Genomic DNA, 26,001 nt, shown 5'->3' on the forward strand with positions numbered 1-26,001 from the left:
TTATTTCGTTTTGTTTATGGTAAACTCAGCCAGCTGGAAAGTGCCGCTATTTCTAAGCTCGGTAATCACAATGCGGTAAAATTTGTAGGCAACCGTATTGGTACACCTAAATACCTTTTGCTGGTATCTTTCCTCAAAGAAGAAGTTAGACCTTCTATCCAGTTCTACCCAGTTAGAGCCATCCATTGAGCCTTCGTAAGTCCATGCTTTTGGATCTCTCTCGTTGGCATCATTGGCAGATGTTAAAGTATATACCGATGAAACAGCAGGTGTTTTAAGTTCAAACCTCATCCATAGTTCGCCCTGTAAATCGGCCAGGAATTTAGTATGATCATCACCATCGATTACTTTTCTTGAATTTTCTCCACTGGTTATACCTCCACCATTTTCACGGTTGGATGAAAATATACCGCCAATTTCGAGGTAAAGGTTTGGTGGTGGTGGTACAAAAGTTAACCGGGTAACGAACTCATTAAAACCAAATACGTGATCGGCACTGATCACATGCACAATACCATTCTTTGTTCTAATGTTATTTGATGATGTGGTACTGGTTGCCCAGTTGCGAATAAATTTGCTTTTTTTGGTATTATCGAAATTAATAATCTCCGGCCCGGCAGCAACCTGACCAGAAGCCGATATTTTGGTTACACTTGCATGCATGGGATAACCCATACGTACGCTTTTCAAATCTAAACCATCCTGAAGTTTTAATGAATCGGTTGTTTTTTTACCTCTTATAATGTAGTACGAGGTCATTGTATCTAACTGAACGGCATCGATATTGGCTAAAAAAAGCGGGTCCTTATCAGATAGTTTCCTCAAGGTATTTAAGTTCCGTAAAGCCAATTGAAAGCTTGGATTACTTACTGCAAACAAGGTAACATTACTATCGGTTAATGTTTTTTTCAAGCCCATCCTGTCAATCGCAACAATAAGCGAGTCGAAAACGCCCGGTTTGCTTTTCAGGTACTCGTAAGTATTACCAGAAAAAGTTGCATTCTGATCTGGTGCATCATAAAATCCTCCATTCTTTTTGCAGGCCAGGTTAATGAGTGTTAGCAACGATAAGATTGCCAATGCGCCTAAATATTTTATTGAATTTTTCATATCCGTTATCATTAGCGCCAGTAAGCATTTTGGGTTAATAAACTGTTTTGAGAAAGGAGTTTTCTGGATATTGGCCAGTAAATTCCACCAGAATTAATGAGATTCATAAATTTGGCGTCGTTCTGTTTGATTTTGTTGTAACGGATCAGATCATACCACCTGGAGCCTTCGCCCATCAATTCGCGGTGGCGCTCTTCGAAGATTAATTTGATAACATCATTAGTGTTGATTGCATCAACCAAAGCCGTTACGTCATCGTATCTCCTACCCTGTACAACCAGCAATTCATTTAAAGCTCCGTTTTGATCACCCAAAACCGATAATGCTTCCGCGCGCAGCAAAATGATATCTTCTAAGCGGGTAAAAACCAGAGCACTGGTAAAATACCTGAAGTTTGGATCTGTTCCTCCGCCCTGGATCACTTTGATTTTACTGAAAATGGGATATTTACCATTAAGGTTGGTAAAATATCTTCCATCATATTTAGCCTGGCCCAAAGTATCTACCGCAAACCTTTGGTCTTTTGGGAGATTGAAATATTTTAGGATCGAATCTTTTGGAAGGTAAATATCCGGAACTGACTTGGTCATAACCGGTTCAGCTAGCGTCAACTCTTCAATATGCCCGGTTGATGAACCATCCACATGGCCATAATCAGAGTTGAAACCAAACATCTGTCTGGTATTTTTATTGTAGAAAAAACCATTAGAGTTCGATAAATCAGCACTTCCCGTAAAACCGCCCGCGCTTCTACCATAATTATCTTCAACAAATTTGGCATATTTAGAAACGCTGGTATAATCGGCATTCCAGGCTGCCAAATGAGCTAAAACCGCATATACCGTAACTTTTGTGGCCAAAGCACCACCCCATCTTCCCGAAGTTTCATTATAATAATCAGTTGGCTGCTGCACATCACCACCGCTGTAGATAAATGGCAAATCAGCTGCTGCTTTAAGCATTTCCTGTTCTGCCCAAGCTAAAATCCTGGCCTGGCTTTCGCGGGGTTTATTGTTAAATTTACCTTCGTCTGATGAGGTAATGAACGGCACATCGCCCCAAATTCTCACCATGTAGAAATAAGCAAAAGCCCTTAAAAATCTGGCCTGAGCAATATCTACCGTCATGTTATTGCTGGTGTATCGTTTATCTGTTTCTTTTACATGCCCAACATTTTCCAGGAAAACATTGGCACCGTTTACTATGGCGTAAAACCTTGTCCAATCAGATAGGGCCTCCATTACAGGATATGCGGCATTTAAATTATTGCCGATCACTGCCTTTAAATCCTGTCTTTTCGGACTTAAAAACTCTCCTGTTCTTACATCTCCATAAATCCAATGACCATTATTATCTGATAGTGCAGCCCGGGTTAAAGCATATACACCCAAAATTCCAGATCGGGCATCCTCTACCGTATTCCAGGCATTTTTCTCTCCTACAACCCTGGTAGAATCGGTTTCTAAAGCTTTGTTACAGCTAGAAAAGGCTATTACAGAAACCAGTAGTGTGTAAAATATATTTTTCATCTTACTTGATGTTTTGTTCGTTCTTGTTTTCATCTTATAGCTCCATTTTAACACCCAGGGTATACGTTCTCGGAATAGGTTGGCCATAACCGGTATCAACGCCATCGTAGCTAACCAGTTCGGGATCCTGACCAGTGTAAGGCGTGATGGTGAAAATATTGCTCACTGCACCGTACACAAAGAATTTGTTGATTTTAATGTTTTTCTTATTGAGCAAATTACCCAGTTCGTAACCCAATGAAACCTGTCTTAATTTTAAGAATGAAGCATTCTCTAAGAAGAGGTCCTGATCTGCACGATATGGAATTACCGTACTCCAAGGATTGTAAAGGGGATATTTTGAGTAATCACCACGTTTCTCCCAGAAAGTAATTTCCTTCACAGAGTTGATATCGGTATTACCTTCGCGGTTAACAAAATCAAAACGGTTAGCCATCTCCTGGTTGATTAGCTTTCTGCCTAAATTAAAGTAGAAACTTGTACCCAAACTCCAATTGCCATACTTAAAGTTATTATCAAAACCACCTGAAAGGGCTGGTAAGGAGTGGCCTTTCAATACTTTATCATTATCATCAATGGTGTTATCTCCATTTTGATCTTTCCAGCGTGGGTCGCCTGCCTTTAAAACAATTCCTTTATATTTTAACTTTTGCCCGTTAACTGTTGGTACATCAGCATCCGAAGTATAAATACCATTATTCTCCAGTAACCAATATTGATCTACCGGTTGGCCAACTTTCAAAAACCTGTTGCCCACCACCAACTGATCCAATCCTCTAGGCAATGCTTTTAGTTCGTTAGCATTGTGATTAAAGTTTAAGGCCGAATTCCAGGAGAATTTACTTTTTGCGATGACCTGGGCACTCACGGTAAAATCGATCCCCATGTTGTTTACAGACATGCCACTTTCTATCGCTTGTTTATAACCATATTCTGCATAAGCAGGGATCCCAATTAGTTGGTTTTTATCGGTTTTACTATAAAGATCAACTGAAACGTGAAGACGGTTTTTTAACATGGCTACATCAGCACCAATATTCAGTTGATCTGAGTATGACCAGGGCACCCCATAACCAACCCAACCAAACTGGTAAGGGCGGGTTAATACCCCGAAGGCATTGTATCCTGGCACTGTTAAATTACCGGTATAGCCTACTGAAGCTGTATATTGTGGGCCTTGTGTATAATTATCGTAACTGAAGGTACGCCCCATTCTACCCACACTTGCACGCAATACCAAATCATCAACGAAGCTCTTGTTTTTCAAAAATTCGTTTTTGAGATTCCAGGCGGCAGAAATAGTTGGCGAATAAAACCAACGGCTTGTGGGTTGTGCGTTTGAAGAGCCGTCTAAACGTAATATGGCTGACAGGAAGTATTTATCGCTAAATGAATAATCGGCTTTTCCATAAAATGACAATAAGTTATCTTCTGTTTTATCTAAAAACCGGTAAGTTAATTCTCTCGGAAAGGCTACTGGTGTTAAATAACCTCCGTTATCCGTGCCATCATCATTTTTAGGCTTAGAATCAAGCAAGTTGATTTTAATATAATCGTTAACACCTTTATAAGCGTAGGCGTTACTGTATTTATAAATATCCCACTGCATCGATTGCCCTAAAGCAAAATGAAAATCATGAACCTTATTCAGGTTTAAATCGTAAGTTACCTTGTTATCCATCATTAATCTCTGGCTAAAGCCATAATAATTAGATGCATAACTATTTCCTTGCAAAAGCGTTCTGGCGTAGAAAACATCCCTATAGCCTTCACTGTAATCGGCATTAAAAGATGACACCACTTTAAACTGGCCAAAAATCCCTTCTAATTTGGCATAACCTTGAATGGAGTTCGTTTTGTTATCATCAAAACCTTTTTTGTACTGTTGCAGGTATGAACCATAGAAATCTTTATTTGGAGGCAGCGGCGCGCTTAAATCAGGAAAATAATTCAGTTGTGCAAATCTGTCGCGTAAGGTTTTATTTCTATCGCGGTTTAAGCGGTTCGCATTAATCATCGTTGAAAACAGCAACCACTTGGTTGGCTTCATATTGATATTGAAAGTGGCGCTATAACGGTCGATACCCGTTTCATCGGCTACGCCTTCACTCTTGGTATTACCCAATGCAAATCTAAAGTTCGCCCTATCGGTACCGCCAGCCAGTGAGAAATTAATACCATATACCAGCGCATTTTTATAGTATAAATCGGTCCAGTCTGATTTTCCACTATATACATTATTTAGCGAATCACTTAAATATACCGGATACTCTTCATCATCAGAATACCTGCCGTTTGTGGTGTATACATCATAAAAGCGCTGCCTGAAATTATTTTCATACTTACCATTGATGGTATTTACGAATGGTTTTTGCACCATGCCGATATACGAATTGAAAGAGATAGCGCGGTATTTGCCAACTGCTGTTTTTGAGGTTAAAACAATTACCCCATTAACACCTCTTGGTCCGTAAACGGAGGTGGAACCTAAATCTTTTAACACCTCTACGGATGCAATATTATTCATATCGATACCGGCCAGTAAATTAGTTGCCGGTCCGATTCTGTTAAAATCGAATTGCTGTATGTCGAAGGCAAAAGGATGCTCCCTTACCAAAGGGATTCCATCAAGAACCACCAGCGGCTGGGCATCGTATAAATCCTTTTTAGATAATAAGGGCATGGCAGCTCCTCTTATAAACATGTTCTGGATAGAACCAGGTTCGCCTGAAGGTTCCTGAACATAAAGACCAGCAAAATTGCCCTTTAAATTTTGCTGCAATGAAATGGCCGGGAAGAGTGCTAAATCCCTGGTGTCTTTTTGTACACCTCCAGATAATTTGGTGTAAAGTGTTTTTTTTCTGATCTGTTCAAGACTATCCTTTCTCAAGGAGTCTTTTAGCGATACGATCCTTATTTTCGTTGTATCCTGAAAGATCAAATAATTAATTGTAAGGCCTTTATGATTTTTTTTGCCCGCAGCATAATTCGGTAAAACGTTTAACGTAAACGCCGCAAAAAAAGCAAGGCACGCCCATAAGTATCGCATAGTTAATGGATCTTTTAATTGGTAAAAAAATGATTGCTAAAACTTATTTTTTCAGAAACGGCAAGACATGTCTTAGGTTAAAAAGACAGGTACTTTGGTAGTAGTAGTTAGGGATTCTCATAAAATTTAGTTATTTGGTTAACTCAAATATATAATATGCTAAAACGTTTTAATAATGATTTGTCATTTTTATGAAATTTTTATTAAATGATGCAATAATATTTAATTCTGACAAAATAACTGTCAAACAGACAGGTAAAAAAATAAATATTATCAGGATACTTTAGAAAAGTAACATCTTATAAAACAGTACATAAGGATATTTTTAACCGACAAACACAATATTTTGAACAATTTTTTGTTGCAATCCCTTTAAATACTTAAACGTTTTAGTATAGCCACACCATTTGGACAAACAATTAGGCCATACGGTAACAATGGTTTAGGCATTAACAAAACTCCCTGCTACCGCCAAAAAATCAGCTTGAACCTAAGATAGTCTATGGTTTAAAACGGAAAGTTAAATCAATTCACTTTTCCGTAGCCACCTGGTAAGTAGGATCTTCTATAATATTTACGGTTATAATCTGATCAGCATTTTTCAGTAAGCGTTTACAATCGTTACTTAAATGTTTTAATTGAAGTTTTTTATCCGATAGACGGTAGCGTTCAGTTAGTTTATTCAGCGCATCAATGCCTGACATATCAAAAACACGGCTATGCTTAAAATCAATTACAATCTGTTGAGGATCGTGTGTCACATCAAATAGTTCATTAAAATGGGCAACTGATCCAAAAAATAAAGGGCCATATACTTCATAAGTTTTTACACCATTGGTATCGTTATGTTCACTGGCCCGTATCCGTTTAGCACTTTCCCATGCAAAAACAAGTGCCGAAATAATTACCCCTATTAATACGGCCAACGCGAGGTTATGAAGCCAAATGGTAATGCCTGCCACCAGTATGCCAATGACAATATCCTGCAGTGGCATTTTATTGATTACTTTAAAGCTCATCCATTCGAAAGTGCCAATGGCGACCATCATCATTACACCAACCAAGGCAGCCATAGGTACACGATCGATGACCGGAGCACCAACCAAAATGATAACCAGTATGGTTAAGGCCGCAATAATACCTGATAACCTTGCCCGTGCACCAGCGGAGAGGTTGACGAGTGTTTGGGCAATCATTGGACAGCCGCCCATTCCCGTAAAAAAGCCGTTTGCAATGTTGGCAATGCCTTGTGCAATACTCTCCCTGTTCCCATTGCCTTTAGTTGCAGTAATTTCATCAACCAGATTCAACGTAAGCAGGCCTTCTGTTAGGCCGACTCCTGCCATAATGAGCGAATAGGGAAAAATGATCTTGAGCATATCCAGATTTAGTGGTACTCTCGGAATGTGAAAGGGCGGAAAACCACCATTTACCGAAGCAATATCCTTAACTAGTTTCGTATCAATACCAAAAAATAAAACAACAAAAAAAACCACAATAATAGCCACCAGCGAGGATGGAATAGCTTTGGTAATTTTTGGGAGAATAATTACAATGGCAATGGTGAGCAATACCAAAGCCAGCATAATATATAAAGGCATGCCACTTAACCACTCTAATTTGCCGTTAACAAGGGTTTTGAATTGTCCTAGCTGCGACATAAAAATGATAACCGCCAAACCGTTAACAAAACCGAACATTACGGGCTGCGGAACCAGCCTTACAAATTTGCCAAGCTTAAACAAGCCAACCGTAATCTGAATTAGTCCTGCTAAAGCCACCGCAGCAAAAACATATTCTATGCCCTGGCTTTTCATTAAAGCAATAAGTACAATTACCGTTGCACCTGCCCCACCGGAAACCAGGCCGGGCCGGCCGCCAAGAACAGCAGTAACTAACCCCATAATAAAAGCAGCATATAGTCCTGTTAAAGGAGGGAAACCGGCAAGAATAGCAAATGAAAGCGATTCGGGAATCATGGTCATGGCTACCGTTAAACCTGCAAGCATTTCGGTTCGGTAATTTATTTTCTTTGAAAAATCGAATAGTTGCAGGTAGGGTCTCATCAGTAAAATTATTAGCAGCTGCAAATATCTAAATTATGACAACAATACTGCTATAATAAACTATGGATGCTGAATAAGTTCATTGTCAGCGGGGCCAAAGAACTACAATCCAGACCAGCTAGCAGCAATATTTGTTTAAAATAAACTTTTTGCATTTACTGAAAAACCTAGCGCTATAAAACTCTGTGTAGACCATTCAATTTTAAGAGGGGTGCCTGCGTCTTTTATGCTTTCTGTACTCACATCCTTACCGGTTCCATAATTGATCTGTGCAAAAGGATTTTTATCAATATTGAGCACTAAAAGCAACCTACTGCCTTTTTGCAACTGCTTGCTGAATACTCTCGACCTATAAAAAGGTATAGACTCTAATTTCCCAGGCTTAAGCAAGTTCCTTCTCCTCATATCATATGCGTAACTGGCTCTTCCTAAATAATAAGACAGCTGAAAATATTCGCCACTGGGCGTAACTTCATACAGAATAAGGCCTACATCCATATCCTTTTTGTTGATGATGGCTTTTAACTGCCCCCGTAGCTCACCTGAAACAGAAACAGCCTGATTAAATGGCTTCGTGATAAAAAACAGTCCATTTGATCTGTCGATCTCCTTTTTGATGATCGGATCAGGATAATAATCGTTGTAAAACCTGGTTCTGTCTGCCAGATCAACCTGTTGATGCATAAAAATTTCTTTGGCCGGCTTTTGCTCCGAAAGCATCATTCCGTTTTCGGCACTGTCCAGATAAAAGCGGATGTGGTAATCCTCCATCTTTGCCAATGAAGGAGCATGCTTCCACTTATTTGCTCCCATTACTTCAAAGTTGATCTTATCTTTGAGCAATGCAGGTTTCTTTCCGCCTTTAAGAATATAGTCGAACCATTGGAAAGTAATTTCACGGGTATTAATCAACGCTATTGAATCTACCTCATAACCTCTTAGTTTGGCTGCTCCACCTATCTGCGATCCAAAATGATCATAAGGGCCTATAATTAAATAATGTTCAGCTGATGGATTATACTTATAATGTTCGCGGAGGTATTCTAATGCAGAAACCTGTCCATCATCGTAATAACCGGTAATGCTGAGCACCGGAATATTGATGCGCTTAAAATCGCGACCATAGGGTACCATCGATTGCCAGTAAGTATCATAATCAGGATGGCTAAGCCATTTCTGAAGCCAGGGATTTGGGGTACCGTCAATGCTATCAATTTTATTATAAGCGGCTCCACTTTCCCACCAGTTGTTCCGCATTTTGCGCCAGCGTGTATGGTCGTTATTCACCACATCATCGGTATATTTGTTATTGGTGATGTAAAATGCCCACTGGTAATTAGCGTTTAAAAAAACATTATTTTCCATGGGTAAGCCAAGTCCTGGAATAGCAGCAACATAAGGTACAATGGTTTTTAATGCCGGATGAAGGTATTTAGCCGCTGCCCATTGCGCAAAACCTGAATAACTTCCGCCGTACATCCCTACCCTGCCATCACTCCACGATTGGTTGACTATCCAATCGATAACAGCATTTACATCTTTAGCTTCATGTTCATAAGGCGCCGGCATATCTGGACTGAGCCTTTTTCCCCTTGCATCAGCCACAATACCGATATAACCATGATCGGCCGCATACTTGGCTTCCATTAAACTTCTATTGGTGTTGGAGTAGATAAAATATAAGAGCGCAGCAGGCAATTTCTGCGGCATACCTTTCTTCCTCACCACTACAGCAGATAAAGTAATGCCGTATTTCGTCTTAATCAATACACTATCGTTAATGATATAATTATTGCTATCAGGTAAAGTTAGTTTTTGCTGTGCAAAAGTTTTCAGTCCCAATGCAAGGCATAGCACAGCCATACCCAGTTTCACTAAGTTCATTTTCATTATTAAAATTTTAATGTTTTATTGCTTAATCAAGTTTCTAAATTTAATAGCCTGGCGTTCAGAGATTCTGATCTGTTCTCCTGTTACAAGTTCTACCAGGGTGTGGTTATCGTCCTTTTTCACAGAACTGATATAATCTAAATTAAATAAAATGCTTCGGCTTGCCCTAAAAAACCTTTGGCAATCTTGGTTTTCTTCCAGTTTATTTAAAGAAGTTTTAAGCAATACTTGTTCCCTACCAAAAAAGAGTCTGGCATAATTCTCTACCGACTCGATCAAATGCACATCTTTCCATTTTATGAAGTAGTGTTTACCCTTGTCTTTTACAAAAATAGCTGCTCCCTCATTGCTACCAATCTTTTCTATTGCTTTATCTATAGCATTTTTAAAACGTTCTTCGCGTACAGGTTTCATCAGGTAATCCATAGCGCTTACTTCAAAAGCCTGCACGGCATAATGATCGAAAGCCGTTACAAAAATCACCTGTGGTACCTGTATTAAATTTTCCAAAAGGCCGAAACCGGAACGGCCAGGCATCTGGATGTCCAAAAAGATCAGGTCGGGCTTTAAAAGTCCAATCAGCTGTTCGGCTTCATCAGCATTGGCGGCCTCGCCTAATACCGTAAATTGAGGATAGCCTTTTAACATCCTGATCAGTTCCTGCCTCGCACCGCCTTCATCATCAATTATTAATGTCCTGATGTTTCTCATCTGATCGGAATTTTAATTTCGGCACAAACCTTCTGATCTATTTCATAAAGGCTGAAAGATGCACAGTGCTGGTAACTGAGATCGAGCCGTTCTTTCAGGTTTTGAATTCCTATGCCTGCAACCTTTTTATCCTGTTTCAATTTGCCGGGGTTTAAAACACGGATACTTACAAAACCATCTTGCTCATGAACTATTACATCAATCTTTCCACCTTGTTTCGCTAGTGCAACCCCATGTTTTACCGCATTTTCGACCAATGTTTGGGTGCACAGGCGCGGCACCAACAGTCCGGATAGCGAAATATCGATATCTAACTCATAAGTTAATCTTTCTTCCATTCTCAAACTTTCCAGTTCCAGGTAATCTTTCACCAATTCCACTTCATCATTCAACTTAATAAGCATGGCACTTCCCTTATACAATCCGCTACGCAACAGTTCACTTAGCAGATCGATTGCCCTGCCTGCAGCATCGGGGCGGGTATATACCAAAGATTTTATATTATTAAGTGCATTGAATAAAAAATGAGGATTTAATTGGGCGGAAAGGTTGTCTAGTTGCGATTGTTTAAAGCTCAGCTCCAACCTGGCATTTTCTACCGATAACCTTATTTCTCTTTTTGCGTAGTGGTAAAGATGATAGGCTAAAAGCCAGATGGCCATTAAGCGGATACCGGCGACAAAAATACCTGCAGCATTTACATTAAAAAAATCGGTGAACGACTGCTGTGGATGGCTTAGGAACAGCAGCCTCACCAGGTACAACTTACCAATGGTAACCAAGGTATAAAAAATACCCATCAGCGGAATAACAATCAACATTCGCCAGATCAGTTTCTCGAGTGAAAGATTCTGCCAATGGTTTTTGTTTGCAAAATTACGGTATAAATGGGTAATCAAAATGTACATCAACACATCCGAAACAAACTGTACAACAGCCAAATCGAATTTAAAATTACCGGCAGCAGACCAACCTTGGAATGTCCAGTACAAAGCCGCCACCGACCAGCCAATTAACTGACATTTCCAATAAAGCGATATGTAGGGTTTCTTTACCAAAATTTTCTGCTCTGAACAAAGCAACGAAAACTAATTTTAAGAAAAAAGACAAAGTACACGAGCGTAGGCTTTTGGTGTATAAGTGTTTTTTATGCTGGAATAATAGGATGGGAATAGTCCAGAGTTTGAAGTCTGACGCCGGGAGTCAATTGTGCAAAAGAACTAAATATATCTTAGTGCGCGCTGCGTTAATCTTTTACACCTGCGGGAGAAACAAAATGATCAATCTGGTGTAGCGCCTGTCGGTGTTTTTACGTTTTATAAAAAACAATTCATCTAAATCATCAAACCGCTATGAAAAAACTACTCTTTCTATTCCTCATGTTCGCGTTTATTTCTTGTAAAAAATCAGAAAGATATGGTCCGCTGAACTTAAAAAATGGAGAAGAAGTGGAATTACTGGTCAGCCATCGTTATGGTGCAGACAATGATCTCCTATTAAAGCTACCTGGCAATGTAGATGCTGGTGCTTCGCTTTCGGGTTTTGATGAGCGTGAACCCGGTTACAGTTACCGTGTTAAAGCGAGATTTAACCGCGACGAAGTGCCTTTACAGGATGGACCTGAATACTATTTTGTTTTCGAAAAGATATTGAGCAAGGAGCAGTATAAAGGAAATGAATCTTTTCCTGTTCAACTGATTACTTCATATGTGCCAGGCGGACCAGTAATAAGACTGAGCAAAACAGGAACTGATTATTATATGATTCCAGGTAAGTTACAGCTCACTTATGCAAACAGTACCATTCAGAATGAGCTGGAGGAAATCTGGTTGAATGCCCAGGAAATCCGTGCGAACGTTTTAAACGGACAACGTCCAAAATGGAAAGCCATTAAGGCTACAGTGGTGCACGATCCGCAGAAATTTGGAAAAGCTTATCTGGTACAACAAATACAATTTGTTGATTAATGAAAAACATGGGGCTGAGGTAAAAACGGATGATGGAAATAAGCCTATATCCTTACGCTCCATACTTAAGTTAAGCAATGCAATCGCAAGGTCGACTCGTCATTGCGAGGCAAAAACAGATGATTGAAGTAGAAACCCTAGTTTAAAAGATCTCTCCATTTCGTTGCACTTCATCCGATAGCCATCGGATCGAGATGACGACCTAATGCTATGTGCTTTACTGTAAAAAAAACAAATGAGATTAGCTCTTTTGGTCTGCATAGGCAACATCGTAAAGATGATTGGGCTTTAAATAGATCACATTATTTTGAAAATCAAAAACTGTATTAAATCTTTTCAAAATATCGGTTCCAAGGTAATGAACGTTAATACCAGGCATAGGCTTGTTGTGTTCCATCACCTGACCCGGTACATTTTTCAGTTCAAAACGACCAATCTTCAAACTTTGAAGTTTTACCGTGGTTACCGGCACTTCATTACCCTTTACCCCATGCATCATTACTTTTTTGATCACTTCCATTTTTTCGGTTGGAAACTTCATTTCCCGCAACAGATCATGATCAAGCATAGCGGTACGTTGGTAACCTAGATCAAAGAAAAACAGGCTTTTATTTTTGGTTCCGCTTTGCGAAATTTCACTTTCTATAAAAGGTTTATTTTTGATATAAGTGATCTTAAACCTGCTGTAATGTTTATCCTGTAAAATCTCCTTTGGCATGGCAGAATGCACCATCATTTTATTTTGATCATAATCTAAGGCTACAATCATACCATCAAATATATCCCAGCCTAACAAACCATCGGTTTCATTTCCAGCTAATTCAATATCATAAATCTTGCTTTTATATGTATGGTTTCCAATTTTGACATCATAATCGGTATGGTAAAGACTGGGCTTTGATTTCACTTTTGTGGCCAGTGCAGCATTGGTAAGGTCGATATCATTTGCGCCGGAATCAAAATTCATGAATAGCGAATCTGTACCGTTGAAAACGATGGGTAAGAAATTCGTATTGTATTTGTTCACAAAAAAAGGTATCGAATCGTGAATTTCAGGCGATACTTTACTAAAGTTTTTGAGCACCGGGGCAGCGATTTGGGTAAGGCAAGAATCTTTCCCATTTAATAAAACAATAAATTCCTTTTTTTGCCCGGGACTGATGTTAAAAATAATCGAGTCGACATCTGTTTTGAATTTTATCCTTTTGGACTTTGTAAACTTACCTGTAGTAAAAATGTCGAGTTTCACTTTAGGATTAATATACCAGCGTGACATTGCGTTATGCTCTTCGTAAATTTTGGCCTGGCCAGCGCTTGCCTTTACCACTGGCAGTTTGTTTTGAGCGAAGACAGAAATGGGAAGCAAGAGCATTAAAACAGGCAATATTCGTTTCATGAGCGATAAATGGATTTTAGGTTTTAGACTTACAGTGAAATTATTGATGGCTGCCACCGAAATTAAAGATAAAAATAATCGCTAAACTTTGTAATTTTCTATGCATTTAAGTTTAGAGCAGTTCAAATGATTAGCACCCTATATTTAAGTCGCGTTTAACCCCTTAACTTGTCGTTTTTGCACACGAGCATCTGTAAGCAACGGTAGTATCTTTGGATAACTAAAATAAGAAAACAAATATGGCAACTCAAATTTTTGTAAACCTGGCTGTTAACGATCTTGACCGATCAATAGCATTTTTCACCAAACTCGGTTATACTTTTAATGCGCAATTTACCAACGAGAAAGCAACCTGTATGATTATCAGCGATACGATTTACGTGATGCTGCTCACCAGAACCTTTTTCCAAACCTTTACCGAAAAAGAAATTATAGACGCCCACCAAGCTATTGAAACTTCTATTGCCATATCTGTTGATACTAAAGAGGCGGTTAACGAAATGGTAGATAAAGCGGTAGCTGCCGGCGCTACCATACCTAATCCGGCTACTGATTATGGATTTATGTACCAGCACAGTTTTGATGACCTTGATGGCCACCATTGGGAATATATGTGGATGGATCCGAAAGGTATCCCGGAACAGCTGGGGTAGTTTGGATGTCGTTTTAAGTAAAAAAGCAAGCAAGGGTTCTGCCTAGCTTGCTTTTTGCTGCTGCAGATGCATAATGAGTATAAGTAACGAGATGACTCAAGTGCAGGCTACGGGGAGTAGATAATTTTACCAGGGTAATTGAAATTTTATGCCTAATGTAAGGGAAAATGGTATTTAAGAGCACATATTCATTTCTACATTAATGCTGGCACCGTGGCCATCAAACGACATCATATCAAATTTCCCATCTAAATAGGCTTCCTCGCCTTGATATTGTTCATTTGTATTCCTTTTTTTCATTCGGGCTTTCAGTATCAAATCCCACACCATCATCCTCAACGGTGATCCTAAAAATTATCACGATACTGGCCGCATTGCAATAAAACATTTTTTGGGATCATTTGGCAGATATCTGAAATACCCTGTATCTAGGAGCTTGCGGCTTACCTCGGTTAAATCTGCCGATTTATCATAATTCGCCCCTTATAAATGGGCTTACTTTGATCTTGTCTACTTCGGATAAACCATTATAAAATTCTGTTAAGACAGCTTTAATATAAGATATTTTTACTACTCTTATGATTTTAGGAGCACCTTCCTTATCGCTTCCTCTCACCATAATTCCCAATAATTGCCCCTCAGAATTAAATACGCCCCCTCCGCTCATTCCACCGATCGCTTGCGCTTCTATAAAGAATTCGGCACTCGCATTATAGGGGATATCTCCTTCGACATCGCCTGCAATCTTCAATTTTTGGATTGCTTCCGCTGCTTCTTTATCGGATAATATTTTTCCATAAGCTACTGCTCCGTTAGGGTAGTTGATATCATCCCGAGGATAACCAACTGCAATGACTTTTTCGCCTGCCACAGCGGTATTCCATGTTTGGGTTGCTATTGTCCTATGCTCAGGATCGTATAGTTGCAATGGTTCAGACGTTTTAACAAGTTCAGGGTATTTAGGAAAAGGACCTTGCGGAGTTCGTTGATTATCATTTATTCCTAGATAAAAATCTTCTGCCGGCAGTATGGTCGTATTAGTGGCACCGGAAGAAATATCAAAATGAATGAAGGGGAAATCTGCCACCAGTGTATTACCTAAATCGATACCTCCATTAGTCGGAGGAAGTTGCGATGATTCAAAAATGCCCGTGTTTTCGGACGATAAGTCAAAGAATTTGGCGTTTCGGGAATTCCATCCGGATATGTGATAAACATGGTTGGCGCTTATATAAAGTCCCAAACCATAATCGTTTTTTCTACTCCAAATTGTTTTTGATCCGTAGCCACGTCTTCCAACGCTTCCCCGTACCTTATTTAGCAGGTTAATCAGATTTTGATCATTTCCGTTCAAAATATCTTCAATCTTCGGAACGGTTTGCTCGCTTTTTGGAACAACTGGGTTATTTCGTTTACATGATTGGACGGCTATTCCAACACTTATTAATAAAACTGTCAATACTGTTTTTGCTTGCATATTATATTGAGCTTAGATAATAGTATTTAATATTTTAAGTTAACTCCCGCTAATCGGGCATTTGGTGTCTGTCACTACTATGAAATAATTAATTTTTTAAAACTTATTTGTCGCACATGAAGAAAGTAGCTTTGACAACATCCTCCCGGCCGCTATTTATACGATTAAATTGTTGAAAACGCTACATTGAACTCAGCCTTTTTTGTTTCGTCCGAGCCGGTAAGGAAATAACATCCAAACTCCGAATCCGACAATAAAAGCTGGCAGGGGATTTTTCATAGTGCTATCCGCCAGAAATGCTCCGGTAGCAATAATGCAAGTCAGGAAAAATAAGATCAGATTTTTAATGATAATCAAATTTAAGGTTTTCAATAGTTGATAAACCTGCATGGTTGTAGTCAATTCGTCCGTTCCTAATATTTGAGTTCATCGGCACTAAAGAGATGAAACTTTGAATCAAGGTTGCTAATGGCCAATCTATAGCTGTCCAATTCTGAATTGATCAGTTTTTTAACAAACTGATCTTTGACTAAGAACTCCCGCTTGTTTTCGGGATGCCGCCGGAAGTCCTAAATGGCGGGATTTTCTTTGTTAAATATTTGTAAAAGTCATACGTTAAATTCGACAGTTTTTCCTGTAAAACTTAACATGATTTGGCTATTGAAAAGACAAGTTGGAGCAAGAAACTTCCCATTATGGAAATAAAAAACCCCATTCTATCCCTACAAATGAGGTTTTTATGTGATTTTCAGACTTAAAAATCTTTGTTCCCTAACTGGGCAATTCTCGAACCAAATTATGGCCTCACTATCGAAATTAGCTTCTCTTGGTGATAACCAGATTCAATTAAAATTAATATTGAAACTTTGTTAGTATGTCAATTGTTTCCCCCAAGATACATTGTTAGGTATAATAATCCTGGTTTCGTTTGGGGAAATAATTCACTACATAAGTATAACTTAATATTGAAATCTGTTTTTTAGTGCCTATTCACAGGGTGAAACCAAATTTAAATTTATTATCATTGTTCTACTACGTCATCGGCGTAATCTCCGAATGATGTGATTTTGAATACTGGAAAGACAGTTATAATATCGCCAGGTTCTACCAGAAAAAGATTAAATTTTCTATTGAAATAGGTGTCGTTTTTTTTGATGATGTCTATTAATGTTTCAAGGTTTACAAAGCGGATCTTTCGTAAAGTTTTCCTGGTTATCGTGTAAATTTTTTGATTCACATTTCCAGATTCCGGATTGGTATTATGATAAAAATGTAGGTATCCTGGCTTGCAATTACAGGGTATGGTAAAAGAGTAAGCGGTGTCAAGCCTCCTGGTCTTGATGGTAACATACCTGGTCATGTTAGACTTTGTGTATTTTTCACTTTTTAGGAGAAAATATATATTCTCTTTCTCTTGTCCATCTGCTATAAAGTGAGTTGAAAATATGATTATTAGAATGATTAAGTATTTCATGGTATATCAATTATTACATTCGTTAGTTGTACCTTGGTTTATTAAATTTATTTTTAAACTCTGGCTGAGATCGGTTTCACCAGTCAATTCCTTAAATTTCTGGTAGGCTTCAGTGTCTCTAAGACCTATCCAAGCCAGTGCTTTATAATTATCTAAATTGACATAATTATCATTTTTAATATCAGGGGTATTTCGTTCTAATCACTAAACACGAGTGCTGCTGCTTGCAGGAGATATTGACGGTTCAGACTATAAAACAATCAAGGTAGAAGCCGAAATATATTTGATTAACAGTAATTATGCGTGAAAAAAGAAAGGGCAAACGAGAATTTCTTCTGTTTGCCCTCTATGGCTCCCTCTGCTGGGCTCGAACCAGCGACCCTCTGATTAACAGTCAGATGCTCTAACCAGCTGAGCTAAGAAGGAGTACTGGTCGTTTCCTAAAACGAGGTTTATTTATACTTTGCAATTAAATAGCCTTGTTCGTTTTGGGAGTGCAATATTAGTGCTTTTAAACTATTTATGCAAATAAAAAATTAAATTATTAAAACACAATAATAATTAACCAGTTAACAAAGATCGCTCTAAAATAATTTCATCATGCATGGTTGAAATAGATATTGATGACGCTAACGTATTATTCTTTCCAATAAAATAACTGAAGAATTACATTAGTTATACCTCAACAACCAAGATTTATCATATCCTTTTAACCACAGACAACCCAGAGTAAATACACAGGGAATATGGTGGTCGTAATTCAACGGTAATCTGCATCATCAGCGGAGAGCCAAAGCCAGGATTCCGACACAGATTTAAGCAGTAAACTAATCATTATAAAATCGGCCGGCGAAAACACCGGCCGATAGAAACTCTATCGGTAATGTCCCGGCACCCAATGCCGATCACCATAAGGCCCAACAAAATAATAACCACGCACCCAATGTGCCCTTGGTACACGTGCACTTACCACGCAAGCACTAAAATTAACCGCCATAACCAACAAGAGCAATACATTTACAATCCTTTTCATAACCTAACCTTTTAAATTGAAAAATAAATTCAAGCGTTATACTGTGTATTTAATTTGGACGTGATGGGGATAGGAAAGGTTTAATTGGTTAATTCCCTACAACAATTATTAATTAAACCTATTCGTGCATCCGTGGCCTACCAATAGAGTAGAATTACAGGTTGCGAATATCCCGGATAAAGTAATAGTTCTGTAGAACAAAAAACGGCCTGACTTTCTCGAAGTCAGACCGTTTTAGGTATTTATTTAAAAAAAGATTAGAAACTATATCTCAATCCCAATTGCATCTGATAACGTGAGGCAAAGAAATCTTTTGAATAAGAACTAACGCCAGCTTGACTAAAAGTATAAGTAGGATAAGTAGTAGGGCTTCCAGTTAATACTTTTCCTGCAGCATCTTTTGCTTGGGTTAAACCAATACTCGCCATTGAGTTGTAGGTATTTGGCGAAAAGTATTGTACACCCCAATCTTTATTTAACAAATTAGTTAAGTTAACAATATCGTAAGTAAGCGTTAAAGTATGTTTTTTAGCTGCTGTACCGGTAACAAAAATATCTTGTGATAAACGGAAATCAGCCTGAACATTCCAAGGGGTACGTGCGCCATTACGTTCTGTAAAATTGCCACGACGGGTGCTTAGGTATTTATCACCATTGACGTAGCTATCAAACGCTGCTGCCTGTGCAATTCCATCTGCTGTATTGGCAAAAAATTTCTGTGTTTCGCCAGCTGCCGGAATATACATTAAACTTACGGTTTGTCCGGTTCCATTGATTGTACTATTCACCAAACCCAATGAATAAGGAGAACCTGATTGACCACTGAAGAACAACGAGAAGTTAGAGACATACTTACCGTTTTTAGCCCAATCTAACCTATAATTGATTGTAGAGATAATCCTGTTGCGGATATCGAAGTTAGAATAAGCCAAACCTGGGTTATTTGGACTTAAAGCCTGATTTAACTGCCAGTTAGATTCCATCGAGTTCCGGATACCGTTTGCAATATCTTTTGACTGACCATAAGTATAAGCCACCATTACATCTAATCCAAACGGTAAAGATTTACTAATCTGTCCTGTTAAGGAATATTTATATCCTTGATCGGTATTTGATAATAAATAAGCATTTGTATACTTGTTATTAATCTTTCCATTTCCGTACGCTCCAGAAGTTGTACTATAAATGGGTTGTTGTTTTTGTGTATCATAAACCATGTATTTTGGATTATCTACATAGTTAATTTGCTGGAAAGCAACATCCTTAATAACCTTGCTATAAATACCCTCTACAGTAAATTTCCAGTTATCCTGTGTTTTGAAATCAAAGGCCAGGTTACTTCTCCATGCTTTTGGCATTTTAAAATTGTTATCCACTAAATCTACTTGTGTTGCACCATTTGCATCGTTAATGTTTACGCCTTGTTTGGCGGCATATCCTGCTTCGCCATTCCCACCTAATGCATCTTTAATTGGATCGGTACCAGGTACTTGCGTCACAACCTTGTTTCCTGTTGCAGGTTTAAGATCATAAGAACCATAGTTTACACCATTATTGTAATATGCATAACCTAACCAGGCAAAAGGTACACGACTGGTAAATAAACCACTACCGCCACGTACAATCAAACTTTGATCACCCAATGCATCGAAATTAAAGCCTAATCTTGGTGAAATCTGAACTTTATTTAAAAACTTATTATTAATGTTTGAAGGTTGGGTATAGGTATATGTTGTACCATAGTTAGGATCAACTGGTGAGTTCGTTGTTTTACTACTCAAAGTTGGCATGGTTGGTAAATCAGCCATATCGAAACGCAAACCTAATGTCAGTTTAAATTTATCGCTCAAACGCATTTCATCCTGCCCATAAGCGCTATAAAGATTAACATTGAATTTAGCTGTCGGATTCGCAATAATATTATCGCGGGTATTATCAGCATAATCAAAACTTGTGCGTACCCTTTTTGGCTTGTTGTTTAAGAAGTCATCAACACTATCATAAGCTACCCTACCGTTCCAGGCATTTACAAAACCATAATTGATTTTATAAAATTCATTGTGCGTACCCACCGTAAAATTATGTATGCCTTTGCTGAATGAATAGTTATCCGTTAGTTCAAAAGTATTTTGCTTCATATTAAAAATACTTGCTTCTCTATCTGTACCCAGGAAAATAGTACCACCATTAGAGCCAATTTCAATTTGTGGAATAGCAGGATCAGAAAGAGGTGTGCGGAAATCGTGTACAGTTGAGTAACCTAAAATCAGGTTATTTGTGGCTGAATTTCCGAAACGGGTTTTCAGATCGGCAACGGTAGACGATTGGTTGTTATTCTGTTTAAAATCGATACCGCCAAACCTGAAGTTAGACTGATCTCTTTCTAAGTTCGTGGCTTTCGAAACAATGGTATTGTTTCTGATGGTTAACTGGGTGCTTTCGCTGATATTCCAATCTAAACGGTTAAAAAATTTGTTAGATTGCGAATAAATATTATAATCTCCGAATGAACCCGCATCAATACCATAAGCATTTTTCATGCGGTCAGAAATTTTCTGTGCGTCAGATAAGGTAAGTAATTTCATGTCAGACGATCCTGCACCTAAAATTACCGGATCCTGACGGCGGGTAATCTCCTCGTTGGTAAAGAAGAATAACTTATCTTTTATAATCGGGAAACCAACACGGAAACCGGTTTGATAATCGTGAAAGGCAGAAGGCTCTTTTGCATTATCGCCGATTTTATTTCTACCGATCAATGAAGCGTTACGGCCATAACCATAAACCGATCCTACTACCTCATTGGTACCACCACGCGTAACAGCGTTAATACTACCACCTAAAAAGTTACCCACTTTAACATCGTAAGGAGAAAGTAGAACGGTAACATCCTGGATCGCATCAAGCGAAACCGGGTTGGTACGTGTACTGCTTCCCGGCATACCCGAACTTCCGCTCTGGCCACCCAATGAAGGACTAAAACCAATGGCATCATTATTAATCGCACCATCAATGGTTACGTTATTGTACCTGAAGTTGGTACCGCCAAAGGTATTGTCTTTACTGCCTTGAGGCGTTACACGGGTAACATCCTGCAAGCTGCGGTTCATGGTAGGCAGGGTTTTAATCTGACCTTCTCCAATGCTAGTACCTGCACCAGATTTTGTTCCGCCCTTTTGGCCCTTAATACTTACATCGGCCAGTTGATTACCCTGCTCCTGAAGATCAAGATCAATTTTTAAATCTGAACCAAGGGTTAAATAAATGTTTTCTTTTACTACTGGACTATAACCTACGAAGGTTACGGTGATTTTGTATGGTCCACCAGGATTTAAGTTACCAATGCGGTAAAGCCCGGATTCGTTTGACGAACCTTTGGATACTGTTCCTGTAGGAACGTGTACCATAACGATAGTTGCACCAGGGATGATGCCTTTGCTATCCTTAATCTTTCCATTAATACTTGACGTTGTAACCTGCGCCTGGGCAAACGTGACCAGGAGTACAAGAATACTTACTAGCGATAGTATACGTGATTTCATTTTCTGTTATTTTATTTTAGCACAAAACAACAGCCTTAATGTTAACTCAATATTAACATCAAATTAAGTTTAACCTTATATTAACACTATGGAAATCGGAATTAAATAATAAGAAAACAATTCCTTAACAGCTCTTTAGAAGCCGGAATAAGATGATGAGCGATATGCTCAAATATCAGCCAGAAAGATGAAGATTTGATGAAGATTTGGCTAACACCAGTCTGAAGTCTTTAGTCTGGAGTCCGAAGTCAATTAAAGCAGTTAGAAGTTTAGCGTAGATTAACCTATTTTTATAGTTAACCATTCATCAAACCTGCACCAGCCAACAAATGACCAATAGACAAATGAACCAATGATTGCCTCGGTTTGGCGAATAGCGGTTGGCGACAATTAATAGATTAACCAATTTAAACAGTTGGCCAAAAAACTTATTTTTGCACTCATGACAATAAGATTAGCCGTTACAGAAGATATCCCACCAATTATGCAACTTGTGCGCAAGGTTGTGCCTTTGATGCGTGCTGCAGGAAATTTCCAGTGGGGAGATGATTATCCTAATCCTGAAGTATTTGCCAACGATATTACAATCGGCCAGTTATGGGTAGCGGAACTGGAAAATAAAATTGTTGGTATCTCGGCAATTACAACAGATCAAGACCCCGAATATGCTGACGCTGGCTGGGACACTACCGAAAAAGCCATTGTTACGCACCGCTTAGCCGTTGATCCTGATTGCCAGGGCAAAGGTATTGCCAAAGCTTTAATGAATCAGGCCGAGCAGGTAGCAAAAGACTCGGATATCTCTATCTTGAGGGTAGACACGAACAGTAAAAATATGGCCACCCAGGCACTGTTCCCAAAACTTGGCTATCAGTTTAGTGGCGAAATTGGCTTGGCCAAGCGTCCCGGATTACGTTTCTTTTGTTACCAAAAATTGTTGTAATTCTTAATACGCATAACAGATCACAAAATGCCCTTGCAGCATAATAAGATTGTGCGCCATTTTGGTATACAAAGATTTTTAATGTTGCAGGGCACAAACCGCTGTCCCTAAACCTGACTGAACGGAATAGCCCGGAGTGAAGCGAGGACTATAAGTGAAAGCGGGACTAAAAGCCGCCAAAAGCAACAAGACGTTCATTTCCTAAAACATACATTATTTTTCAATTTCAAGAAATGAATAATTGCTATTTGAAGCGCAAAACCTGCATTAAATACAAAGCTCTTTCGCTTTTATGCTTCGCTTCCTCGTAACTCATTGCTGCAGGGTAACAATCAACCAGGTGCTAATTGGCCAAACCAGTTTTCATTTTTGAGGTTAAAGAATACACAACCATTGTTTACCAACCAGATGATATAAAAAAAGTGAAACGCATCGGATCCGTAACCGCCAGAAAACTACCTAATCCTCATTTTCCAATATATTAAACCATATTGAGAAATATAAGAGCCATATAAGCTTATATTTACTACAATATCTCATATGTTAAATAGTTGATTTTTGGCAAAGCAACTTTCATTTAAGGCTGCACGGCGCACAAACCCCTGTTCTTAAACCCGACAGCAGCGGCAGCCTCCGATTCTTTCTATCGGAGCTATAGCGGATGGCGGGACTAAAAGCCGCCAAGATCCACAAGACGTTCATTTCCTAAAACAAAACATTTTTTTTCAATTGCAGTAAATGTATAATTGCTATATATGGAGCGCAAGCTAATATTAAATACAAAACTCCTTCTCTTTTTTAGCTTTTACACTTCGCTTCCTCTTACCTCGTTACTACAGGTTAACAATCAACTGGCGGCTAATTCCTTTCTTTTACATTCAGGTATTTAGACCTGAAACCAGAAGGCGGTTCGCCGGTTTTAATAAAAAACAAGCGGCTAAAATAGGCAGGATCTTCATAACCTAATGCGTAGGCAATTTCTTTAGCTGTTCTGTTTGTATGTACCAACAACCTCTTTGCTTCCAGGATAATCCTATTCTTGATAATTTCATTAGGCTGAGGCAAATTAAGCCGCTTAAATCTATGGGTAAGGGTTTTGGGTGCCATCAGCAGCATATCGGCATAGTCGGCAACATGATGCTTTTGTTTAAAATTAGCCTCAACCAATTGTGTAAATTTCCTGAAAAATTCCAGGTCGTTGTTGGGTTTCGCCGCCATCACACCTTCTAAGTGCTGCAACTTCCATAAGCGGGTCGATTTGATTAAAAGCTGTTTAAGATAAGTTCTGATCATTTCCTCCAGCGAACCGTCTTCCAATTCAAATTCATCCTCCATCCTCGAAAACAGGTATTCAATAAAAGTTGCGTCTTGCCCGGGTATAATCGTCATTGGCATATTATTGATGTTATTAAACAAGAGGCCATCGCAGGCAACTTCTTCATCGTGTAACTGTATACAGTAAAAGTCGCGGTTATAAAATATCAATCGGCCAGGTTTCTGACCAAGTTTTTCGATGTTCAGCACCTGATTTGGACTGATAAAGAATAGTGTTGGACCAATCGTACTATATACATTGAAATCTACTTTTAACTCAAATCCTTCATTAAGATAAAGCACCTTGATATAAGATTTATATGCTTCGGAATTAATGACTTCGATACTTTGTAAATCGACATTTAACATGCCAATGGTTTTAAGGTTCTCGTCAAAAATGTTTCGTTTCATAATGTGGTCCGATCAAATCGATTAAAAATACAATTCTTCGCGATGATTTCAATATAGGTTAAAAGGAAAGCTGCCTGTAGATCTGGGAATCTACAGGCAGCTTTTATTTTTTTGCAAACTGTTCTAGCTCTGTGTTAAATTTATCCATTTCTTCTACAAAAAGTGCGTGCCCGCTATTTTCGAATTTAACGATGTATGCATTTTTAAAGCCCTTTTGCAACTGTTCTGCTAATGCATAATCAATCAATTGATCTTTTGTACCTTGAAATATGGCTACAGGAATGTTTATGTTTTTAAGTACAGGGCGCAAATCTAAATCGCCAAGCGCACTAATAGATTCGGTAACTACGTATGGACTTGCTGATAAATTGATGCTTTCAAGCCATTTCTCTGTATTTTTAGGTAATGTAGTGCCTTTGGCTGCAAATGCTGCACCTAATCCGCCTATCAGCTCCTCTCTGTTGGTCATGGTTTGTTTAATCAGTCCGGCAGCACCTTCTTCAGATATTCCGTAATTGTAATCTGCACGTTGTTTCCAGGATGGAGCAGCGGCGGCAAATAGTGCCAGTTTGCTCACATGTGCAGATTTATACTTGTTTACATAATGGATGGTAACCGCACCGCCCATAGAAAAACCGCCCAAAACAGCATTTTCTATTTTTAGGGTGTGAAGAACGGCATAAATGTCATCAGAAAAAACATCAAAATTGTATTTTCCATAAGGTTTATCTGATTTGCCAAAACCACGTAGCGTTATGCCAATTACCCTAAAACCTTTCCTTACTAAATATTGGTATTGATATTGGTACATTTCATCACTTAGTGGCCATCCATGAATCAGTACTATTGGTTGCCCTACACCAAGATCAGTTACATGAAGTTTCACTCCCTGCTCAACTTCGATATATTGTGCTCTTCCGGCTGAAGCTGGGATTCTTTTACTTTGTGAAAAAGCAAACTGGCTAGTAATTAAGGTGATGATTAGGCTTGCTGTTAAGATTAGATTTTTCATTGTTGTTTTTTTTAAATGTTTGAAATATTTGTTGTTTGTTGACAATACAAAGGTGGGGAGAATCCCAGCCCCAGGGAATGGACAAACAGACAACAATCTTGTACATTTTTCCTAGAATGAAATATTTTCAAGATTTAAAACAACTAAGACATGGACATTATACCCATTCCATAAACATCTTTGGTTAGACAAGGACTAACATTCTGGCAATTGAGGAAAATCATAGTTATCTGAACTTGAAAACTTACGATGGAATTTACTTTGAAGATTAACATCCTCGCCCAGCCTGATTTTTAAATGAAAAAAGCGAATAACTTTCGTTATCCGCTTTAAGCTCCCTCTGCTGGGCTCGAACCAGCGACCCTCTGATTAACAGTCAGATGCTCTAACCAGCTGAGCTAAGAAGGAGTGCTGGCATTCCCTA

The 26,001-nt window shown here is 38.7% G+C and carries 17 protein-coding genes and 2 tRNA genes; 3 read left to right on the top strand and 16 right to left on the bottom strand.

Annotated elements, in window-relative coordinates:
- The 7 genes from OQX63_RS16465 to OQX63_RS16495 all read right to left on the bottom strand — a co-directional run bounded on the left by OQX63_RS16465 (window position 1) and on the right by OQX63_RS16495 (window position 11,413).
- Entirely contained in the window at window positions 1–1,110 is a 1,110-nt protein-coding gene (locus OQX63_RS16465; protein WP_265851914.1) for a discoidin domain-containing protein, read from the bottom strand.
- Window positions 1,111–1,121: 11 nt separating this feature from the next.
- On the bottom strand, window positions 1,122–2,639 hold the full coding sequence (locus OQX63_RS16470) for a RagB/SusD family nutrient uptake outer membrane protein (protein WP_265851915.1): 1,518 nt from the start codon (window positions 2,637–2,639) through the stop codon (window positions 1,122–1,124).
- A gap of 34 nt (window positions 2,640–2,673) precedes the next feature.
- Window positions 2,674–5,529, bottom strand: a complete 2,856-nt coding sequence (locus OQX63_RS16475; RefSeq protein WP_265851916.1) for a SusC/RagA family TonB-linked outer membrane protein — start codon at window positions 5,527–5,529, stop codon at window positions 2,674–2,676.
- Window positions 5,530–6,218: 689 nt separating this feature from the next.
- Complete coding sequence (locus tag OQX63_RS16480; protein WP_265851917.1) at window positions 6,219–7,754, bottom strand: SulP family inorganic anion transporter; 1,536 nt, start codon at window positions 7,752–7,754, stop codon at window positions 6,219–6,221.
- Between the two features lie 135 nt (window positions 7,755–7,889).
- Window positions 7,890–9,644, bottom strand: a complete 1,755-nt coding sequence (locus OQX63_RS16485) for a CocE/NonD family hydrolase (RefSeq protein WP_265851918.1) — start codon at window positions 9,642–9,644, stop codon at window positions 7,890–7,892.
- Window positions 9,645–9,662: 18 nt separating this feature from the next.
- A complete protein-coding gene (locus OQX63_RS16490; protein ID WP_265851919.1) occupies window positions 9,663–10,355 on the bottom strand; it encodes a LytR/AlgR family response regulator transcription factor in 693 nt (230 codons plus the stop codon).
- Window positions 10,352–11,413, bottom strand: a complete 1,062-nt coding sequence (locus OQX63_RS16495; RefSeq protein ID WP_265851920.1) for a sensor histidine kinase — start codon at window positions 11,411–11,413, stop codon at window positions 10,352–10,354. Before OQX63_RS16495 ends, OQX63_RS16490 begins: the two co-directional genes overlap by 4 nt.
- A gap of 294 nt (window positions 11,414–11,707) precedes the next feature.
- On the opposite strand from OQX63_RS16495, the gene OQX63_RS16500 reads away from it, so the two are divergent.
- Window positions 11,708–12,322 (top strand): hypothetical protein, encoded by a 615-nt coding sequence (locus tag OQX63_RS16500; RefSeq protein ID WP_265851921.1) that lies wholly within the window; start codon window positions 11,708–11,710, stop codon window positions 12,320–12,322.
- A gap of 241 nt (window positions 12,323–12,563) precedes the next feature.
- On the opposite strand, the gene OQX63_RS16505 is transcribed toward OQX63_RS16500, so the two are convergent.
- Window positions 12,564–13,718 (bottom strand): aspartyl protease family protein, encoded by a 1,155-nt coding sequence (locus tag OQX63_RS16505; RefSeq protein ID WP_265851922.1) that lies wholly within the window; start codon window positions 13,716–13,718, stop codon window positions 12,564–12,566.
- Window positions 13,719–13,957: 239 nt separating this feature from the next.
- Here OQX63_RS16505 and OQX63_RS16510 point away from each other — a divergent pair, with 239 nt between their 5' ends.
- Window positions 13,958–14,371 (top strand): VOC family protein, encoded by a 414-nt coding sequence (locus OQX63_RS16510; protein ID WP_265851923.1) that lies wholly within the window; start codon window positions 13,958–13,960, stop codon window positions 14,369–14,371.
- Window positions 14,372–14,545: 174 nt separating this feature from the next.
- Here the strand turns inward: OQX63_RS16510 and OQX63_RS16515 are convergent, their stop codons facing one another.
- The 5 genes from OQX63_RS16515 to OQX63_RS16535 all read right to left on the bottom strand — a co-directional run bounded on the left by OQX63_RS16515 (window position 14,546) and on the right by OQX63_RS16535 (window position 21,897).
- Entirely contained in the window at window positions 14,546–14,671 is a 126-nt protein-coding gene (locus tag OQX63_RS16515) for a hypothetical protein (RefSeq protein ID WP_265851924.1), read from the bottom strand.
- 169 nt (window positions 14,672–14,840) lie between these two features.
- The gene (locus OQX63_RS16520) at window positions 14,841–15,848 is read right to left on the bottom strand and encodes a S1 family peptidase (protein ID WP_265851925.1); all 1,008 of its coding nucleotides are present in this window, start codon (window positions 15,846–15,848) and stop codon (window positions 14,841–14,843) included.
- Window positions 15,849–17,671: 1,823 nt separating this feature from the next.
- Window positions 17,672–17,748, bottom strand: a tRNA-Asn gene (locus OQX63_RS16525).
- A 448-nt stretch (window positions 17,749–18,196) separates the two neighbouring features.
- The gene (locus OQX63_RS16530) at window positions 18,197–18,355 is read right to left on the bottom strand and encodes a hypothetical protein (RefSeq protein ID WP_265851926.1); all 159 of its coding nucleotides are present in this window, start codon (window positions 18,353–18,355) and stop codon (window positions 18,197–18,199) included.
- A gap of 257 nt (window positions 18,356–18,612) precedes the next feature.
- The gene (locus OQX63_RS16535; protein ID WP_265851927.1) at window positions 18,613–21,897 is read right to left on the bottom strand and encodes a TonB-dependent receptor; all 3,285 of its coding nucleotides are present in this window, start codon (window positions 21,895–21,897) and stop codon (window positions 18,613–18,615) included.
- 442 nt (window positions 21,898–22,339) lie between these two features.
- Here OQX63_RS16535 and OQX63_RS16540 point away from each other — a divergent pair, with 442 nt between their 5' ends.
- Window positions 22,340–22,840 (top strand): GNAT family N-acetyltransferase, encoded by a 501-nt coding sequence (locus tag OQX63_RS16540; protein WP_265851928.1) that lies wholly within the window; start codon window positions 22,340–22,342, stop codon window positions 22,838–22,840.
- A gap of 858 nt (window positions 22,841–23,698) precedes the next feature.
- Here the strand turns inward: OQX63_RS16540 and OQX63_RS16545 are convergent.
- The 3 genes from OQX63_RS16545 to OQX63_RS16555 form a co-directional block, all read right to left on the bottom strand.
- Entirely contained in the window at window positions 23,699–24,565 is an 867-nt protein-coding gene (locus tag OQX63_RS16545) for a helix-turn-helix domain-containing protein (RefSeq protein ID WP_265851929.1), read from the bottom strand.
- A 103-nt stretch (window positions 24,566–24,668) separates the two neighbouring features.
- A complete protein-coding gene (locus OQX63_RS16550; protein WP_265851930.1) occupies window positions 24,669–25,577 on the bottom strand; it encodes an alpha/beta fold hydrolase in 909 nt (302 codons plus the stop codon).
- A 334-nt stretch (window positions 25,578–25,911) separates the two neighbouring features.
- Window positions 25,912–25,985: transfer RNA gene (locus OQX63_RS16555), tRNA-Asn, on the bottom strand.
- Between the last annotated feature and the right edge of the window lie 16 nt (window positions 25,986–26,001).

This window comes from Pedobacter sp. PF22-3, from assembly GCF_026239555.1.
Classification (GTDB): Bacteria; Bacteroidota; Bacteroidia; order Sphingobacteriales; family Sphingobacteriaceae; genus Pedobacter.

Excerpts from the sequence above, each read along its gene's own strand:
- OQX63_RS16465 (WP_265851914.1), bottom strand. The coding sequence starts at position 1,110 with ATGAAAAATTCAATAAAATATTTAGGCGCATTGGCAATCTTATCGTTG.
- OQX63_RS16470 (WP_265851915.1), bottom strand. The coding sequence starts at position 2,639 with ATGAAAAATATATTTTACACACTACTGGTTTCTGTAATAGCCTTTTCT.
- OQX63_RS16480 (WP_265851917.1), bottom strand. The coding sequence starts at position 7,754 with ATGAGACCCTACCTGCAACTATTCGATTTTTCAAAGAAAATAAATTAC.
- OQX63_RS16485 (WP_265851918.1), bottom strand. The coding sequence starts at position 9,644 with ATGAAAATGAACTTAGTGAAACTGGGTATGGCTGTGCTATGCCTTGCA.
- OQX63_RS16490 (WP_265851919.1), bottom strand. The coding sequence starts at position 10,355 with ATGAGAAACATCAGGACATTAATAATTGATGATGAAGGCGGTGCGAGG.
- OQX63_RS16500 (WP_265851921.1), top strand. The coding sequence starts at position 11,708 with ATGAAAAAACTACTCTTTCTATTCCTCATGTTCGCGTTTATTTCTTGT.
- OQX63_RS16505 (WP_265851922.1), bottom strand. The coding sequence starts at position 13,718 with ATGAAACGAATATTGCCTGTTTTAATGCTCTTGCTTCCCATTTCTGTC.
- OQX63_RS16510 (WP_265851923.1), top strand. The coding sequence starts at position 13,958 with ATGGCAACTCAAATTTTTGTAAACCTGGCTGTTAACGATCTTGACCGA.
- OQX63_RS16515 (WP_265851924.1), bottom strand. The coding sequence starts at position 14,671 with ATGAAAAAAAGGAATACAAATGAACAATATCAAGGCGAGGAAGCCTAT.
- OQX63_RS16520 (WP_265851925.1), bottom strand. The coding sequence starts at position 15,848 with ATGCAAGCAAAAACAGTATTGACAGTTTTATTAATAAGTGTTGGAATA.
- OQX63_RS16530 (WP_265851926.1), bottom strand. The coding sequence starts at position 18,355 with ATGAAAAGGATTGTAAATGTATTGCTCTTGTTGGTTATGGCGGTTAAT.
- OQX63_RS16535 (WP_265851927.1), bottom strand. The coding sequence starts at position 21,897 with ATGAAATCACGTATACTATCGCTAGTAAGTATTCTTGTACTCCTGGTC.
- OQX63_RS16540 (WP_265851928.1), top strand. The coding sequence starts at position 22,340 with ATGACAATAAGATTAGCCGTTACAGAAGATATCCCACCAATTATGCAA.
- OQX63_RS16545 (WP_265851929.1), bottom strand. The coding sequence starts at position 24,565 with ATGAAACGAAACATTTTTGACGAGAACCTTAAAACCATTGGCATGTTA.
- OQX63_RS16550 (WP_265851930.1), bottom strand. The coding sequence starts at position 25,577 with ATGAAAAATCTAATCTTAACAGCAAGCCTAATCATCACCTTAATTACT.